The sequence below is a fragment of the Pseudomonas sp. GW458-11-26-14-LB4 genome (genome assembly GCF_059423925.1).
Map to the genome: position 1 here is coordinate 191,987 of NZ_JBWKYU010000008.1, position 13,878 is coordinate 205,864.

Sequence of the window (13,878 nt, forward strand, 5' to 3'; positions counted from 1 at the left end):
TGCCGCGTGAAGCCATGTGTTGCAAGACCTATCGGCCGTGACGACTTAACCACTGCCCGGCCAATGTCCGGGCAGTCGCGTCAGCGGTGAACACCGCATCGAGATTGTCCAGGGCCACCACAGGTTCGAGGTTCAAGACTTCCTCGATGATACTCGCGATTTCCAGGTAGCGAACCCGTCCGTCGAGAAACGCGGCGACCGCCACTTCATTCGCCGCATTGAGCATGGCCGGGGCGCTGTTTCCCGCCTCGGCAGCCTGGCGCGCCAGACGCAGGCACGGGAAGCGCTCTTCGTCGGGTGCTTCGAAATCCAGGCGTGCTACAGCGAACAGATCCAGCGGCGCCACGCCCGAGTCAATGCGCTCAGGCCAGGCCAGGGCGTTGGCAATCGGCGTGCGCATGTCGGGATTGCCCAACTGCGCCAGCACCGAACCGTCCACGTAATCGACCAGCGAATGAATCACGCTCTGCGGATGAATCACCACCTCGACTTGCGATGGCTTGGCATCGAACAACCAGCAGGCCTCGATCAATTCGAGCCCTTTGTTCATCATGCTGGCCGAATCGACCGAGATCTTGCGACCCATCGACCAGTTCGGGTGCGCACACGCCTGATCGGGTGAAACATATGCCAGCTCGGCCATCGGCGTCTGCCGGAAAGGGCCACCAGAGGCCGTGAGCAAAATCCGGCGGACCCCAACGTTGCTCAACCCGCGAGCAAAGTCCTGTGGCATGCACTGGAAAATCGCGTTGTGCTCGCTATCGATCGGCAACAGGACCGAACCGCTCTTGCGCACGGCCTGCATGAACAAGGCGCCGGACATGACCAGCGCTTCCTTGTTGGCCAGAAGAATCTTCTTGCCCGCCTCAACTGCCGCCAAAGTCGGGCGCAAGCCGGCGGCGCCGACGATGGCGGCCATGACAGCATCCACCTCCGGCGCAGCAGCGACCTGACACAAGCCTTCTTCGCCGACCAGCACCTGCGTCGACAGGCCCGCAGCACGCAAATCATCCTGCAGGCTGCGGGCAGCGCCGGCTTCCGGCACTACCGCATATTTCGGGAGATGGCGAACACACAGGGCAAACAGTTCGCTCAGACGGGTAAAACCGCTCAGGGCAAAAGCCTGATAACGCTCCGGATGCCGGGCGATGACATCCAGGGTGCTCAGACCGATCGAACCGGTCGCCCCCAGGACGGTAATCTGCTGTGGGCGACTCACGACGCCGCCATCCACAACAGCACCGCGAAGACCGGGATCGCCGCCGTCAGGCTGTCGATGCGATCCAGTACACCACCATGACCGGGCAGCAGATTACTGCTGTCCTTGATGCCGGACTGACGTTTGAACATGCTTTCGGTCAGGTCACCCACCACCGAGATGAAGACGATCACCGCAGCGCCGATCAAGCCCTTGAACAGTTGTGCCACCGTCCAGTCACGGAACAGCGCGACCAGGGTGGTGATGACCAGGCTCAGCGCCAGACCGCCATACACGCCCTCCCAGCTTTTGCCGGGACTGACTTGCGGCGCCAGCTTGCGCTTGCCGAACGCGCGACCGGAGAAATAGGCACCGATATCAGCGCCCCAGACCAGCACCATCACCGCCATGATCAGCCAGTTGCCCAGCGGATACTGCTTGATCTGCACCAACCCTTGCCAGGCAGGCAACAGAATCAACAGACCGATCACCAGCTTGGCGGCGGCGCTGGACCAATGCTCGCTGGAGCGCGGGTAAGTCAGCACCAGCCAGGTCGCCAATGCCCACCAGATCACCGAAGCACCCAACACCCAAGGCGCCAGCCCCGGCAGGATGTACATGACGAACAGCATCAGCGCGACCACCGCCGCGTAGCCGACACGAAATGCCTGTGCGGTGAAGCCGGCCAGACGCGCCCATTCCCAGGCGCCCAGACTTACGACCAGCCCGATGAACAGAGCAAAACCGGAACCCTCGAGCAGGAAAAAACCGCCCAGGGCGATCGGCAGCAGAATCAGTGCAGTGATGATGCGTTGTTTAAGCATTAAACCCGGGCTCCAGCTTCGACCTGCTCGCTCGTTTTACCGAAGCGGCGCTGGCGCAAAGCGAAATCGGCCAGCGCATTGCGCATGGCTTCGTGTTTGAAGTCCGGCCAGAACAGGTCGGAGAAGTACAGCTCGGCGTAAGCCAGCTGCCACAAGAGGAAATTGCTGATGCGGTGCTCGCCGCCGGTGCGGATGCACAAGTCGGGCAACGGCAGATCACCGGTAACCAGGCAGGTCTGCAGCAGATCCGGCGTGATGTCTTCCGGCCGCAGATGACCGGCCTGAACTTCACGCGCCAGACGCTGCGCCGCTTGCGCAATGTCCCACTGACCGCCGTAGTTGGCGGCGATCTGCAGGATGAAACGGTTGGCACCGGCGGTCATCGCTTCCGCTTCACGCATGGCGGCCTGAAGCTCCGGATGGAACCGCGTACGGTCACCGATGATGCGCAGACTGATGTTGTTGTCATTCAGGCGCTTTGCCTCGCGACGCAACGCCTTGAAGAACAGATCCATCAAGGCGCTGACCTCATCGGCCGGGCGCTGCCAGTTTTCACTGGAAAAGGCGAACAGGGTGAGCACCTCGACCTTGGCCTCGGCACACACCTCGATCACCGCCCGCACAGCGTCTACGCCCGCCTTATGCCCGGCGACACCCGGCATGAAGCGTTTTTTCGCCCAGCGATTATTGCCATCCATGATGATCGCGACATGGCGCGGCACCGCGGACGGCGCAGTCTGCTTGGTCTTGTCCATTTAAAACTCGACCCTTATACGGCCATCAGGTCTTTTTCTTTCTCGTCCGTGGCCTTGGTGATCTGGGCCTCGGATTCTTTGGTCAGCTTATCGATATCAGCGATGGCACGACGCTCTTCGTCTTCGCTGATTTCCTTGTCCTTGACCAGTTTCTTGAGCTCGCCCAAGGCATCACGACGAATATTGCGCACGGCAACACGCGCGTCTTCAGCAGCGCTACGCGCCTGCTTGGTGAAGCCTTTACGCGTTTCCTCGGTGAGGGCCGGCATAGGGATCAACAGCAACTCACCCAGGTTGGTCGGGTTGAGGTTCAGACCAGCGCTTTGGATTGCCTTGTCGACAGCAGCGAGCATGTTGCGCTCGAACGCCACGACCTGCAGGGTGCGCGAGTCTTTCACGGTGACGTTGGCAACGCCGCTCAGCGGAGTATCAGTGCCGTAGTAAGGCACCATGACACTGCCGAGGATGCTCGGGTGAGCCTTGCCGGTACGAATCTGGCCGAACGCGTGGTTCAGAGACTCCAGGGATTTCTGCATACGCGCTTGGGCGTCTTTCTTGATTTCGTTGATCATTGTTGGCCTTCCTCGATCAAAGTCCCTTCTGCGCCACCATGCACGATGTTCAGCAGGGCGCCGGGCTTGTTCATGTTAAATACGCGCAGCGGCATCTTGTGATCGCGGCACAGGCAGATGGCCGTCAGATCCATTACGCCCAGCTTGCGATCCAGTACTTCATCGTAAGTCAGATGATCGAACTTCTCGGCATGCGGGTCTTTGAACGGGTCAGCGGTGTAGACGCCATCGACCTTGGTCGCCTTGAGCACGACATCGGCGTCGATTTCAATGGCGCGCAGGCAGGCTGCCGAATCCGTGGTAAAGAACGGATTGCCGGTACCGGCCGCGAAGATCACCACGTCCTTGGAGTTCAGGTGGCGCATGGCCTTGCGACGGTCATAGTGATCGGTCACACCGACCATGGAGATGGCCGACATCACGATCGCCGAGATATTGGCACGTTCCAGCGCGTCGCGCATGGCCAGGGCGTTCATCACAGTGGCCAGCATGCCCATGTGGTCACCCGTGACCCGATCCATACCGGCCTTGCTCAGCGCTTCACCGCGGAATAGGTTGCCACCGCCAATCACCAGACCGACCTGGACGCCGATACCGACCAGCTGGCCGACTTCCAGCGCCATGCGATCCAGCACCTTAGGATCGATCCCGAACTCTTCCGAGCCCATCAGGGCCTCGCCGCTAAGCTTGAGTAGAATGCGTTTATAGCGAGCCTGATAACCACTGCCCTGCTGAGCCATTGCGAATCTCTCCTGCGGCGTATTTTAAAAATTCTTTGCGAGCTGTTTACAGCTGGCGTTCACTCTAGCTTGGCGCTGCTTCAGCGCCATCGGAACATGGCTTTGTAAGTCAGTTCCAAGGGGAAACCAATTAAAAATTGGTAACCCTATCTGAAAAGAGGCTGCGCGCGTGAGCGGGCAGCCTCTTTCGGGCGACAGTTGAAAAACCGTCTTATTGCTTGGCGGCAGCCAGCTGGGCAGCAACTTCTTCAGCGAAGTTGTCGACCGGCTTCTCGATGCCTTCGCCTACTTTGAAATAGGTGAAGGAAACGATTTCAGCGCCGCCTTTCTTGGCCAGCTCGCCAACTTTGATTTCAGGGTTCTTGACGAACGCCTGCTCAACCAGGCTGGCTTCTGCCAGGAACTTGCTGATACGGCCTTTGACCATGTTCTCAACAATGTTTTCTGGCTTGCCTTTGATTTTTTCTTCGTTCAGCTGCAGGAACACAGCTTTTTCACGCTCGATCGCTTCGTCGGAGACTTGCGAAGGCAGCAGGAACTCAGGGTTGCTTGCAGCAACGTGCATTGCGATGTCTTTGGCCAGCTCGACGTCGCCGCCTTTCAGGACAACAGCAACACCGATCTTGTTGCCGTGCAGGTAGGTGCCGACTACGTCGCCTTCTACGCGCACCAGGCGACGGATGTTGACGTTCTCGCCTACTTTGGCAACCAGTGCTTCGCGAGCGGCTTCTTGAGCAGCGATCAGCGGAGCTGCGTCGGTCAGCTTGTCAGCGAATGCTTTGTCAACGCTGGCAGCAACGAAGTTTTTGAAGTCGTCCTGCAGAGCCAGGAAGTCGGTCTGCGAGTTGACTTCGATCAGAACGGCAGCCTTGCCGTCGTCCTTGATTGCGATAGCGCCTTCAGCGGCAACGTTGCCAGCTTTCTTGGCAGCCTTGATCGCGCCCGAAGCACGCATGTCATCAATGGCTTTTTCGATGTCGCCGCCAGCCTTTTCCAGGGCTTTCTTGCAATCCATCATGCCTTCGCCGGTACGCTCGCGCAGTTCTTTGACCAACGCTGCAGTAATTGCTGCCATTTTCAAATTCCTCTTGGATAGGTTTTCAACCATTCCACCCGATCGAACGGGCGTTCAATTCTTCCCGAGACACCTTGTAGCCGCTGCACGTTACAGATGCTGTAGCTGCGCTGCCGACAAATGGTTTTCGAGGTGGCAAAAAGGGGGCCAAGCCCCCTTTTTGCTTACTGAGTCAACGCCAGGGCGTCAATTACTCAGCTGCAGCCTGAGTTTCTTCAGCTGCGAATTCTACAGTACCGCCAGCAACGTTGTTGCGACCGCGGATGACTGCGTCAGCCATCGAACCCATGTACAGCTGGATAGCGCGGATTGCGTCATCGTTGCCTGGGATGATGTAGTCAACGCCTTCCGGGCTGCTGTTGGTATCGACAACGCCGATGACCGGGATGCCCAGCTTGTTGGCTTCGGTGATCGCGATGCGCTCGTGGTCAACGTCGATCACGAACAGTGCGTCTGGCAGACCGCCCATGTCCTTGATGCCGCCCAGGGAGCGATCCAGCTTCTCAAGATCGCGAGTGCGCATCAGCGCTTCTTTCTTGGTCAGCTTGGCGAAAGTACCGTCTTCGGCTTGTACTTCAAGGTCACGCAGACGCTTGATGGAAGCACGGATGGTCTTGAAGTTGGTCAGCATGCCGCCCAACCAGCGGTGATCGACGTACGGCGAACCGCAACGTGCTGCTTCTTCAGCAACGATCTTGCCAGCGGAACGCTTGGTGCCGACGAACAGAATCTTGTTTTTGCCCTGGGCCAGACGTTCTACGAAAGTCAGAGCTTCGTTGAACATTGGCAGGGTTTTTTCAAGGTTGATGATGTGAATCTTGTTACGCGCGCCGAAAATGTATTTACCCATTTTCGGATTCCAGTAACGGGTTTGGTGACCGAAGTGCACACCGGCCTTCAGCATATCGCGCATGTTGACTTGGGACATGACAGTTCCTTGATAAGTCGGGTTGGGCCTCCACGTATCCCAATGACCAACCATTGATCCGAGGATCAAAGGCACCCAGGCCATCGTGTCGACACGTGTGTGGGTTAATGCTCCCGGAGCTATCCCCGGAAAGCGGCGCATTTTATACCACAGGGACGACGCAAACGGAACCCGGAATCTGCAATCGCGTCAGGGACATGCGCGCCAGCCCCTTGGAATCGGGGCAATGCACCGCATTGTATAGAGAGAAGCGATGCACGCAGGCGCGGATTTGCGCCTTTGGTCTGTTAGAATCGCGTTTTTCGGGGCCGCCAAACCAACAGCCGCGCCCCTGTTCGTATCAGCAAGCGCCGCCGAGCGCAGAGAGAGTCTGTATGACCGTCACCCTCAAAACCCCCGAGGACATCGCTGGCATGCGTGTCGCCGGCAAACTGGCCGCCGATGTGCTGGAAATGATTGCCGAACACGTCAAGCCGGGCGTGACCACCGATGAGCTGAACCAGATCTGCCACGACTATATCGTCAACGTGCAGCAGGCCATCCCTGCCCCGCTCAACTACAAGGGCTACCCGAAGTCGATCTGCACCTCGATCAACCACGTGGTCTGCCACGGTATCCCGAACGACAAGCCGCTGAAAAACGGCGACACCCTGAACATCGACGTCACCGTGATCAAGGACGGCTATCACGGCGACACCAGCCGCATGTTCCACGTCGGCACCGTGCCGGTCTGGGCCGAGCGCCTGTCGCAGGTCACCCAGGAATGCATGTACAAGGCGATCGAGATCGTCAAACCCGGCTGCCGCCTCGGCGACATCGGCGAAATCATTCAGAAGCACGCTGAAAAGAACGGCTTCTCGGTGGTGCGTGAGTTCTGCGGTCACGGCATCGGCAAGGTGTTCCACGAAGAGCCGCAGATCCTGCACTACGGCCGCGCCGGCACCGGCATGGAACTGAAGGCCGGCATGACCTTCACCATCGAGCCGATGATCAACCAGGGCAAGGCCGACACCAAAGTACTGGGCGACGGCTGGACCGCGATCACCAAGGATCGCAAGCTGTCAGCACAGTGGGAACACACTTTGCTTGTCACCGACACCGGCTACGAGATCTTCACCCTGCGCAGCGACGACACCATCCCGCGCATCTCGGCCTGACCCAGACACCGTTCCCAGCCTATAGAAGGAAAGCCAATCGATGCCGCAGGTGGATCCCGAACTCTTCGACCGCGGTCAGTTCCAGGCTGAACTGGCCCTGAAAGCGAGTCCCATCGCGGCGTTCAAGAAGGCGATCCGCCAGGCCCGCGAAGTGCTCGATGCACGCTTTCGGGCCGGTCGCGACATCCGGCGACTGATCGAGGACCGGGCGTGGTTTGTCGACAACATTCTGCAAAAGGCCTGGGACCAGTTCGACTGGAGCGAAGACGCCGACATCGCGCTGGTCGCGGTCGGCGGCTACGGTCGCGGCGAATTGCACCCCTACTCCGACATCGACCTGCTGATCCTGCTGGACAGCGCCGACCACGAAATCTTCCGCGATTCCATCGAGCGTTTTCTGACGCTGCTGTGGGACATCGGCCTGGAAGTCGGTCAGAGCGTTCGCTCGGTCGACGAATGCGCCGAAGAGGCCCGCGCCGACCTGACGGTGGTCACCAACCTGATGGAAAGCCGCACCATCTGTGGTCCCGAGCGCCTGCGCCAGCGCATGCTCGATGTCACCAGCACCGCACACATGTGGCCAAGCAAGGATTTCTTCCTGGCCAAGCGCGCCGAGCAGAAGGCCCGCCACCACAAGTACAACGACACTGAATACAACCTGGAACCCAACGTCAAAGGCTCGCCCGGCGGACTACGGGATATCCAGACGATTCTGTGGGTGGCCCGTCGTCAGTACGGCACCCTGAACCTGCGCGCCCTGGCTGGCGAAGGATTCCTGGTCGAGAGCGAAAACGCCCTGCTGGCCTCCTCCCAGGAATTTCTCTGGAAGGTGCGTTACGCCCTGCACATGCTCGCCGGTCGCTCCGAGGACCGCCTGCTGTTCGATCACCAGCGCACAATTGCCGGTCTGCTGGGTTTTGAAGGCGACGACGCAAAACAGGCCGTCGAAAACTTCATGCAGCAGTATTTCCGGGTGGTGATGAGCATCGCCCAGCTCAGCGACCTGATCATCCAGCACTTCGAGGAAGTCATCCTCGCCCCGGAAGACGAAGCACCGCCGCAGCCGATCAACTCGCGTTTCCAACTGCACGACGGCTACATCGAAGCTCGCAACGACAACGTATTCCGCCGCACGCCGTTTGCCATGCTCGAGATCTTCGTGCTGATGGCCCAGCAGCCGGAAATCAAAGGTGTACGCGCCGACACGATTCGTCTGCTGCGGGAAAACCGCCACCTGATCGACGACAACTTCCGCAACGACATCCGCAACACCAGCCTGTTCATCGAGCTGTTCAAGTGCAAGATCGGCATCCACCGCAACCTGCGGCGAATGAACCGCTACGGCATTCTCGGGCGCTACCTGCCGGAGTTCGGCTTCATCGTCGGGCAGATGCAGCACGACCTGTTCCACATCTATACGGTCGATGCGCACACGCTGAACCTGATCAAACACCTGCGCAAATTGCAGTACACCCAGGTGTCGGAGAAATTCCCGCTGGCCGCCAAGCTCATGGCCAAGCTGCCCAAGCCTGAACTCATTTATATGGCCGGCCTGTACCACGACATCGGCAAAGGCCGGCATGGCGATCACTCGGAGATTGGCGCGGTGGATGCCGAGGCGTTCTGCCAGCGTCACCAACTGCCGGTGTGGGACAGCCGCCTGATCGTCTGGCTGGTGCAGAACCACCTGGTGATGTCGACCACCGCCCAGCGCAAGGACTTGTCCGACCCGCAGGTGATCCATGACTTCGCCCAGGCAGTCGGTGACGAAACCCGTCTCGACTACCTGTACGTGCTGACCGTGGCCGACATCAACGCGACCAACCCGACTCTCTGGAACTCGTGGCGTGCCAGCCTGTTGCGCCAGCTCTACACCGAGACCAAGCGCGCCCTGCGCCGTGGCCTGGAGAACCCGGTGGATCGCGAAGAGCAGATCCGCCAGACCCAGAGTGCGGCACTGGACATTCTGGTGCGCGGCGGCACCGATCCGGATGACGTCGAGCAATTGTGGGCGCAACTGGGCGATGACTACTTCCTGCGCCACACCGCCGGCGACGTGGCCTGGCACACCGACGCCATCCTTCAGCAACCGGCCGACGGCGGCCCGCTGGTGCTGATCAAGGAAACCACCCAGCGCGAATTCGAGGGCGGCACGCAGATCTTCATCTATGCGCCGGACCAGCACGATTTCTTCGCCGTGACCGTGGCGGCGATGGACCAGCTCAACCTGAACATTCACGACGCCCGGGTCATCACGTCCAGCAGCCAGTTCACCCTCGACACCTACATCGTGCTCGACACCGATGGCGACTCGATCGGCGACAATCCGGTCCGGGTCAAACAGATTCGCGACGGCCTGACCGAAGCGCTGCGCAACCCGGCCGACTACCCGACGATCATCCAGCGTCGGGTGCCGCGCCAGCTCAAGCATTTCGCGTTCGCCCCGCAGGTGACGATCCACAACGACGCCCAGCGCCCGGTAACGGTGCTGGAGCTCACCGCGCCGGATCGCCCGGGCCTGCTGGCACGGGTCGGCGGGATTTTCCTCGAGTTCGACCTGTCGCTGCAGAACGCCAAGATCGCCACCCTGGGCGAGCGGGTGGAAGACGTGTTCTTCATTACCGACGCCCACAATCAACCGCTGTCCGACCCGCTGCTGTGCAGCCGTTTGCAGGATGCCATCGTCGAACAGCTGAGCGTCAATCAGGAACCCGATATCAAACTGTCGCGCATCAGTATTTGATTGCGCACCCGGATTCAATCGCTTTGCACGAGATCCCGCACCGATGAACAACGCTCTGTCCCAGCTTCAGCCCTACCCGTTCGAAAAGCTCCGCGCCCTGCTCGGCAGCGTCACGCCAAACCCGGACAAGCGCCCGATCGCGCTGTCCATTGGCGAACCGAAGCATCGCTCGCCAAGCTTTGTCGCCGAGGCGCTGGCGAACAATCTGGAGCAGATGTCGGTGTACCCGACCACCCTCGGCATTCCGGCCCTGCGCGAAGCCATCGCGGCTTGGTGCGAACGTCGTTTCAACGTGCCGAGCGGCTGGATCGACCCGGCGCGCAACGTGCTGCCGGTCAACGGCACCCGTGAAGCGCTGTTCGCCTTCACCCAGACCGTGGTCAATCGTGGCGACGACGCGCTGGTGGTCAGTCCGAACCCGTTCTATCAGATCTACGAAGGCGCAGCGTTCCTCGCCGGCGCCAAGCCGCACTACCTGCCATGCCTGGACGAGAACGGCTTCAACCCTGACTTCGACGCGGTATCGCCGGACATCTGGAAGCGCTGCCAGATCCTGTTCCTGTGCTCGCCGGGCAACCCGACCGGTGCGCTGATTCCGGTCGACGTGCTGAAAAAGCTGATCGCCCTGGCCGACGAATACGACTTCGTGATCGCCGCCGACGAGTGCTACAGCGAGCTTTACTTCGACGAACAGACCCCGCCGCCGGGCCTGCTCAGCGCCTGCGCCGAACTGGGTCGCAAGGACTTCAAGCGTTGCGTGGTGTTCCACAGCCTGTCCAAGCGTTCGAACCTGCCGGGCCTGCGCTCCGGTTTCGTTGCCGGCGATGCCGACATCCTCAAGGGCTTCCTGCTGTACCGCACCTACCACGGCTGCGCGATGCCGGTTCAGACCCAACTGGCCAGCGTCGCCGCGTGGAATGACGAAGTGCACGTGCGCGCCAACCGAGCGCTGTATCGCGAGAAGTTCGATGCCGTGCTGGCGATCCTCAGCCCGGTGATGGATGTGCAGCGTCCGGATGGCAGCTTCTACCTGTGGCCGAATGTGCAAGGCGACGATGCCGCGTTCTGCCGCAATCTGTTTGCCGAAGAGCACGTGACCGTGGTGCCGGGTTCGTACCTGTCCCGTGACGTCGATGGCGTCAATCCGGGTGCCGGGCGCGTGCGCATGGCGCTGGTTGCGCCGCTGGCGGAATGCGTCGAAGCTGCCGAGCGCATCCGCGATTTCGTCCTGCGCCACAAGTAATGCCTGAACGCCCGTGCCGGGCAATCCGGCACGGGTGGTCAAATATCACGTAACAGTTCCCCTTCTTCTCTACCCCACGCCCCTGCCCGCCAGACGTTAGTCTTGAGCGGCGCCGTTCGCTGCGCCTTACTAAAAACCGATCTTTGACTTCATGGAAGAAGTGAAAATGACAGAACTGCTCGATTGCCAACTCAACCAATGGCCCGACGATCAGGCGGCGTATATAGCCGCCATCAACGAAAACCCGGCCAATGCCGGCACCGCGACCGGCACTCGCCGCAAGCGCTCCGTCGTCAACTACTCAAAACTGTGGGCTAACGGCCGCACACTGAAAATCGCCTTCATGGACGCGCCCGATACCGATCACAAGAAGAAGATCATCGATGCCGCCAGCCAGTGGTTGCCGTACATCAATCTCACGTTTGAATTCGTCGATGACCTGTTGGGCGACATCCGCATCGCTACTAAAAACAACGACAACAGTTCGATGCTCGGCACCGATGCGCTGCTGATTCATCCGGACTATCCGACCATGAACCTGGGCGTAAAGCCGGATCACCAGGACTTTGAAGTGATCGTGATGCACGAGTTCGGTCATGCGCTGGGCGCGCTGCATGAACACCAACACCCACAGGCAAAAATTCCGTGGGATAAACCGAAGGTGTACGAGTTCTACAAAAATCGCGAGATGAACCCGCTGACCGAGGAGCAGGTCGACAGAAACCTGTTCGCTTCCTTCGACACGCTGGATGCGATCTACACCGCCTACGACCGCAGGTCGATCATGCACCACCCCGTGGCCAACACCTTGACGGTGGGCAACTGGGAGGTGCCGATCAACCGCACGATCAGCAAGAAAGACAAACGCCTGATGAGATTGCTCTATCCCAGGTAACGCGCTGCCTATTTGACCTGCCCCAGGTTGGCCTCACTCAAGTCGAGCTCGCCCAACACTTCACGCAACACATCATCACCGATCTGGTGCTGACGGCTGAGGCTGTACAACTCGAGGCGTTGCGCGCGCAGCGCCTTGAGTCGCAGGCGGCGCTCCAGCAGATCCATCTGGAACGCCAGCGCCTGGGCTTCGGCCGAATCGTTGAACACCTCCAGTTGATGACGATACTCGGACATGATCCGGGCCTTGAGCTCCGCTGCCAGCGCGGCTTGCGCGGCATCCTGCGGGTTGACCTCTTCGGTCTCCAGCGCATGAATCGCTGCTTCCGCCGTCTTGCGCCAGGCGTCGCGCACTTCCTGACGGCGTTTGTCGTCCGGGCTCTTTTCGATGCCGCGCAACAGCAACGGCAGCGCAATGCACGCCGCCACCAGCGACAACAGGATCACCCCGGCGGCGATGAAGATCAGCAGATCGCGCTCGGGGAACGCCTCGCTGCCCATCAGCATCGGCACCGACATCACGCCTGCCAGGGTCACCGCACCGCGTACGCCACCGACGGTCAGCAGCCAGCAGGAACGGGCGGTCGGCACTTGCGTCAGATCTCCCTTGCCGCGCAGGCGGCGCAGCAATACCGACAGGCGCCAGATGCTCTGTACCCAGATGAAACGCAACAGTACAAGCGCCAGGAAGATCGCCACCACATCGAGACAGCGATAGAACAGGGTCGGCCACAACGAGCTCTCGTGGCTAACCACCGCCTTGATGATGTCCGGCAGTTGCAGCCCCAGCAGCAGGAAGATCAGGCCATTGAAGGCGAATTCCAGTAACGACCAGACACTGCGGTTGAGCAAACGCGTGCTGGTCTGGCGCGGCAGCAGATCGAGCCAGCTCTGCATCATCCCCGCCGCCACTGCCGAAAGGATGCCCGACGCGCCAAGCCGTTCGGCCAGCACGTAAGCGGCAAACGGCAGCAGCAACATGAACACCACGTGGGTCGCCGGATCGTCCCAGCCCCGGGCGATCATCCAGGCGCGCAACCGGCCCACCAGCCAGCTCAGTGCCACACCGACCGCCAGCCCGCCGACTGCCACCAGCACGAAGGTCAGACTGGCATTGGCCAGGGAAAACGCACCGGTCACCGCGGCAACCAAGGCGAATTTGAATGTCACCAGGCCCGAGGCATCATTCATCAACGCCTCGCCTTGCAGCATGTGCATTAGCGGCGTCGGCAAACGGTTTTGCGCGATGGCCGAAACCGCCACGGCATCCGTCGGCGACAGCACCGCCGCCAGCGCAAAGGCCACCGGTAAAGGAATCGTCGGCAGCAGCCAATGAATGAAGTAACCCGCGCCGACCACGGTAAACAGCACCAACCCGACTGCCAGCGTCAGCACCGGCCCGCGCAGGCGCCACAATTCGCGCTTGGGCATGCGCCAGCCATCGGAAAACAGCAGCGGCGGCAGGAACAGAAACAGGAACAGTTCGGGATCAAGGACCACGTGCAGGCCGAGGGTCGGCCAGGCCAGCAAGGCGCCGGCGGCGATCTGTACCAGTGGCAGCGGCAGCGGAATCACCCGTCCCACCAGGCGCGAGACACTGACCAGCATCAGTAGGATCAGGACGGTATAAGCGGTTTGCATAAAGCGGAAATCCCGGACAATCGACAGCGTTGAACTGCCATATTAGCCGCTTAGGCTGTGGCTGACCGTTGCACCTATGTCGCAGGCCCCCTCCGTAAAAGCAACCTC

12 protein-coding genes are annotated in these 13,878 nt (G+C 60.4%); 4 read left to right on the forward strand and 8 right to left on the reverse strand.

What is annotated here, in order from left to right; translation table 11 throughout:
• Nucleotides 1-28: 28 nt before the first annotated feature.
• The 7 genes from ispC to rpsB form a co-directional block, all read right to left on the reverse strand.
• Nucleotides 29-1,219 carry a 1-deoxy-D-xylulose-5-phosphate reductoisomerase gene (ispC, locus tag AC07XZ_RS13180; protein WP_102686555.1) on the reverse strand — a complete coding sequence of 397 codons (1,191 nt, stop codon included), beginning with the start codon at nucleotides 1,217-1,219 and terminating at the stop codon, nucleotides 29-31.
• Nucleotides 1,216-2,022, reverse strand: coding sequence for a phosphatidate cytidylyltransferase (locus AC07XZ_RS13185; RefSeq protein WP_102686554.1), 807 nt, complete (start codon nucleotides 2,020-2,022; stop codon nucleotides 1,216-1,218). The genes ispC and AC07XZ_RS13185 overlap by 4 nt, the downstream gene beginning before the upstream one ends.
• Nucleotides 2,022-2,777 carry a polyprenyl diphosphate synthase gene (uppS, locus tag AC07XZ_RS13190; RefSeq protein ID WP_007954779.1) on the reverse strand — a complete coding sequence of 252 codons (756 nt, stop codon included), beginning with the start codon at nucleotides 2,775-2,777 and terminating at the stop codon, nucleotides 2,022-2,024. The genes AC07XZ_RS13185 and uppS overlap by 1 nt, the downstream gene beginning before the upstream one ends.
• Nucleotides 2,778-2,791: 14 nt before the next feature.
• Nucleotides 2,792-3,349, reverse strand: coding sequence for a ribosome recycling factor (gene frr, locus AC07XZ_RS13195; protein ID WP_007954771.1), 558 nt, complete (start codon nucleotides 3,347-3,349; stop codon nucleotides 2,792-2,794).
• Entirely contained in the window at nucleotides 3,346-4,089 is a 744-nt protein-coding gene (gene pyrH, locus AC07XZ_RS13200) for a UMP kinase (RefSeq protein ID WP_003222124.1), read from the reverse strand. Before pyrH ends, frr begins: the two co-directional genes overlap by 4 nt.
• A gap of 211 nt (nucleotides 4,090-4,300) precedes the next feature.
• Complete coding sequence (gene tsf, locus AC07XZ_RS13205) at nucleotides 4,301-5,164, reverse strand: translation elongation factor Ts (RefSeq protein WP_011332682.1); 864 nt, start codon at nucleotides 5,162-5,164, stop codon at nucleotides 4,301-4,303.
• Between the two features lie 190 nt (nucleotides 5,165-5,354).
• Nucleotides 5,355-6,092: a 30S ribosomal protein S2 gene (gene rpsB, locus AC07XZ_RS13210; protein ID WP_008052780.1), complete on the reverse strand. Its 738-nt coding sequence runs from the start codon at nucleotides 6,090-6,092 to the stop codon at nucleotides 5,355-5,357.
• A gap of 374 nt (nucleotides 6,093-6,466) precedes the next feature.
• On the opposite strand from rpsB, the gene map reads away from it, so the two are divergent.
• The 4 genes from map (at nucleotide 6,467) to AC07XZ_RS13230 (ending at nucleotide 12,130) form a co-directional block, all read left to right on the forward strand.
• The gene (map, locus tag AC07XZ_RS13215; RefSeq protein ID WP_039769663.1) at nucleotides 6,467-7,249 is read left to right on the forward strand and encodes a type I methionyl aminopeptidase; all 783 of its coding nucleotides are present in this window, start codon (nucleotides 6,467-6,469) and stop codon (nucleotides 7,247-7,249) included.
• A gap of 40 nt (nucleotides 7,250-7,289) precedes the next feature.
• Nucleotides 7,290-9,992, forward strand: a complete 2,703-nt coding sequence (locus tag AC07XZ_RS13220) for a [protein-PII] uridylyltransferase (protein ID WP_102686553.1) — start codon at nucleotides 7,290-7,292, stop codon at nucleotides 9,990-9,992.
• A gap of 43 nt (nucleotides 9,993-10,035) precedes the next feature.
• On the forward strand, nucleotides 10,036-11,235 hold the full coding sequence (gene dapC / locus AC07XZ_RS13225; RefSeq protein WP_102686552.1) for a succinyldiaminopimelate transaminase: 1,200 nt from the start codon (nucleotides 10,036-10,038) through the stop codon (nucleotides 11,233-11,235).
• Nucleotides 11,236-11,401: 166 nt separating this feature from the next.
• Nucleotides 11,402-12,130, forward strand: coding sequence for a M12 family metallopeptidase (locus AC07XZ_RS13230; protein WP_085748220.1), 729 nt, complete (start codon nucleotides 11,402-11,404; stop codon nucleotides 12,128-12,130).
• 8 nt (nucleotides 12,131-12,138) lie between these two features.
• Here the strand turns inward: AC07XZ_RS13230 and AC07XZ_RS13235 are convergent, their stop codons facing one another.
• Nucleotides 12,139-13,770: a Na+/H+ antiporter gene (locus tag AC07XZ_RS13235; RefSeq protein WP_102686551.1), complete on the reverse strand. Its 1,632-nt coding sequence runs from the start codon at nucleotides 13,768-13,770 to the stop codon at nucleotides 12,139-12,141.
• Nucleotides 13,771-13,878: the final 108 nt, after the last annotated feature.

Excerpts from the sequence above, each read along its gene's own strand:
- uppS (WP_007954779.1), bottom strand. The coding sequence starts at position 2,777 with ATGGACAAGACCAAGCAGACTGCGCCGTCCGCGGTGCCGCGCCATGTC.
- rpsB (WP_008052780.1), bottom strand. The coding sequence starts at position 6,092 with ATGTCCCAAGTCAACATGCGCGATATGCTGAAGGCCGGTGTGCACTTC.
- pyrH (WP_003222124.1), bottom strand. The coding sequence starts at position 4,089 with ATGGCTCAGCAGGGCAGTGGTTATCAGGCTCGCTATAAACGCATTCTA.
- AC07XZ_RS13235 (WP_102686551.1), bottom strand. The coding sequence starts at position 13,770 with ATGCAAACCGCTTATACCGTCCTGATCCTACTGATGCTGGTCAGTGTC.
- AC07XZ_RS13230 (WP_085748220.1), top strand. The coding sequence starts at position 11,402 with ATGACAGAACTGCTCGATTGCCAACTCAACCAATGGCCCGACGATCAG.
- AC07XZ_RS13185 (WP_102686554.1), bottom strand. The coding sequence starts at position 2,022 with ATGCTTAAACAACGCATCATCACTGCACTGATTCTGCTGCCGATCGCC.
- AC07XZ_RS13220 (WP_102686553.1), top strand. The coding sequence starts at position 7,290 with ATGCCGCAGGTGGATCCCGAACTCTTCGACCGCGGTCAGTTCCAGGCT.
- tsf (WP_011332682.1), bottom strand. The coding sequence starts at position 5,164 with ATGGCAGCAATTACTGCAGCGTTGGTCAAAGAACTGCGCGAGCGTACC.
- frr (WP_007954771.1), bottom strand. The coding sequence starts at position 3,349 with ATGATCAACGAAATCAAGAAAGACGCCCAAGCGCGTATGCAGAAATCC.
- map (WP_039769663.1), top strand. The coding sequence starts at position 6,467 with ATGACCGTCACCCTCAAAACCCCCGAGGACATCGCTGGCATGCGTGTC.
- dapC (WP_102686552.1), top strand. The coding sequence starts at position 10,036 with ATGAACAACGCTCTGTCCCAGCTTCAGCCCTACCCGTTCGAAAAGCTC.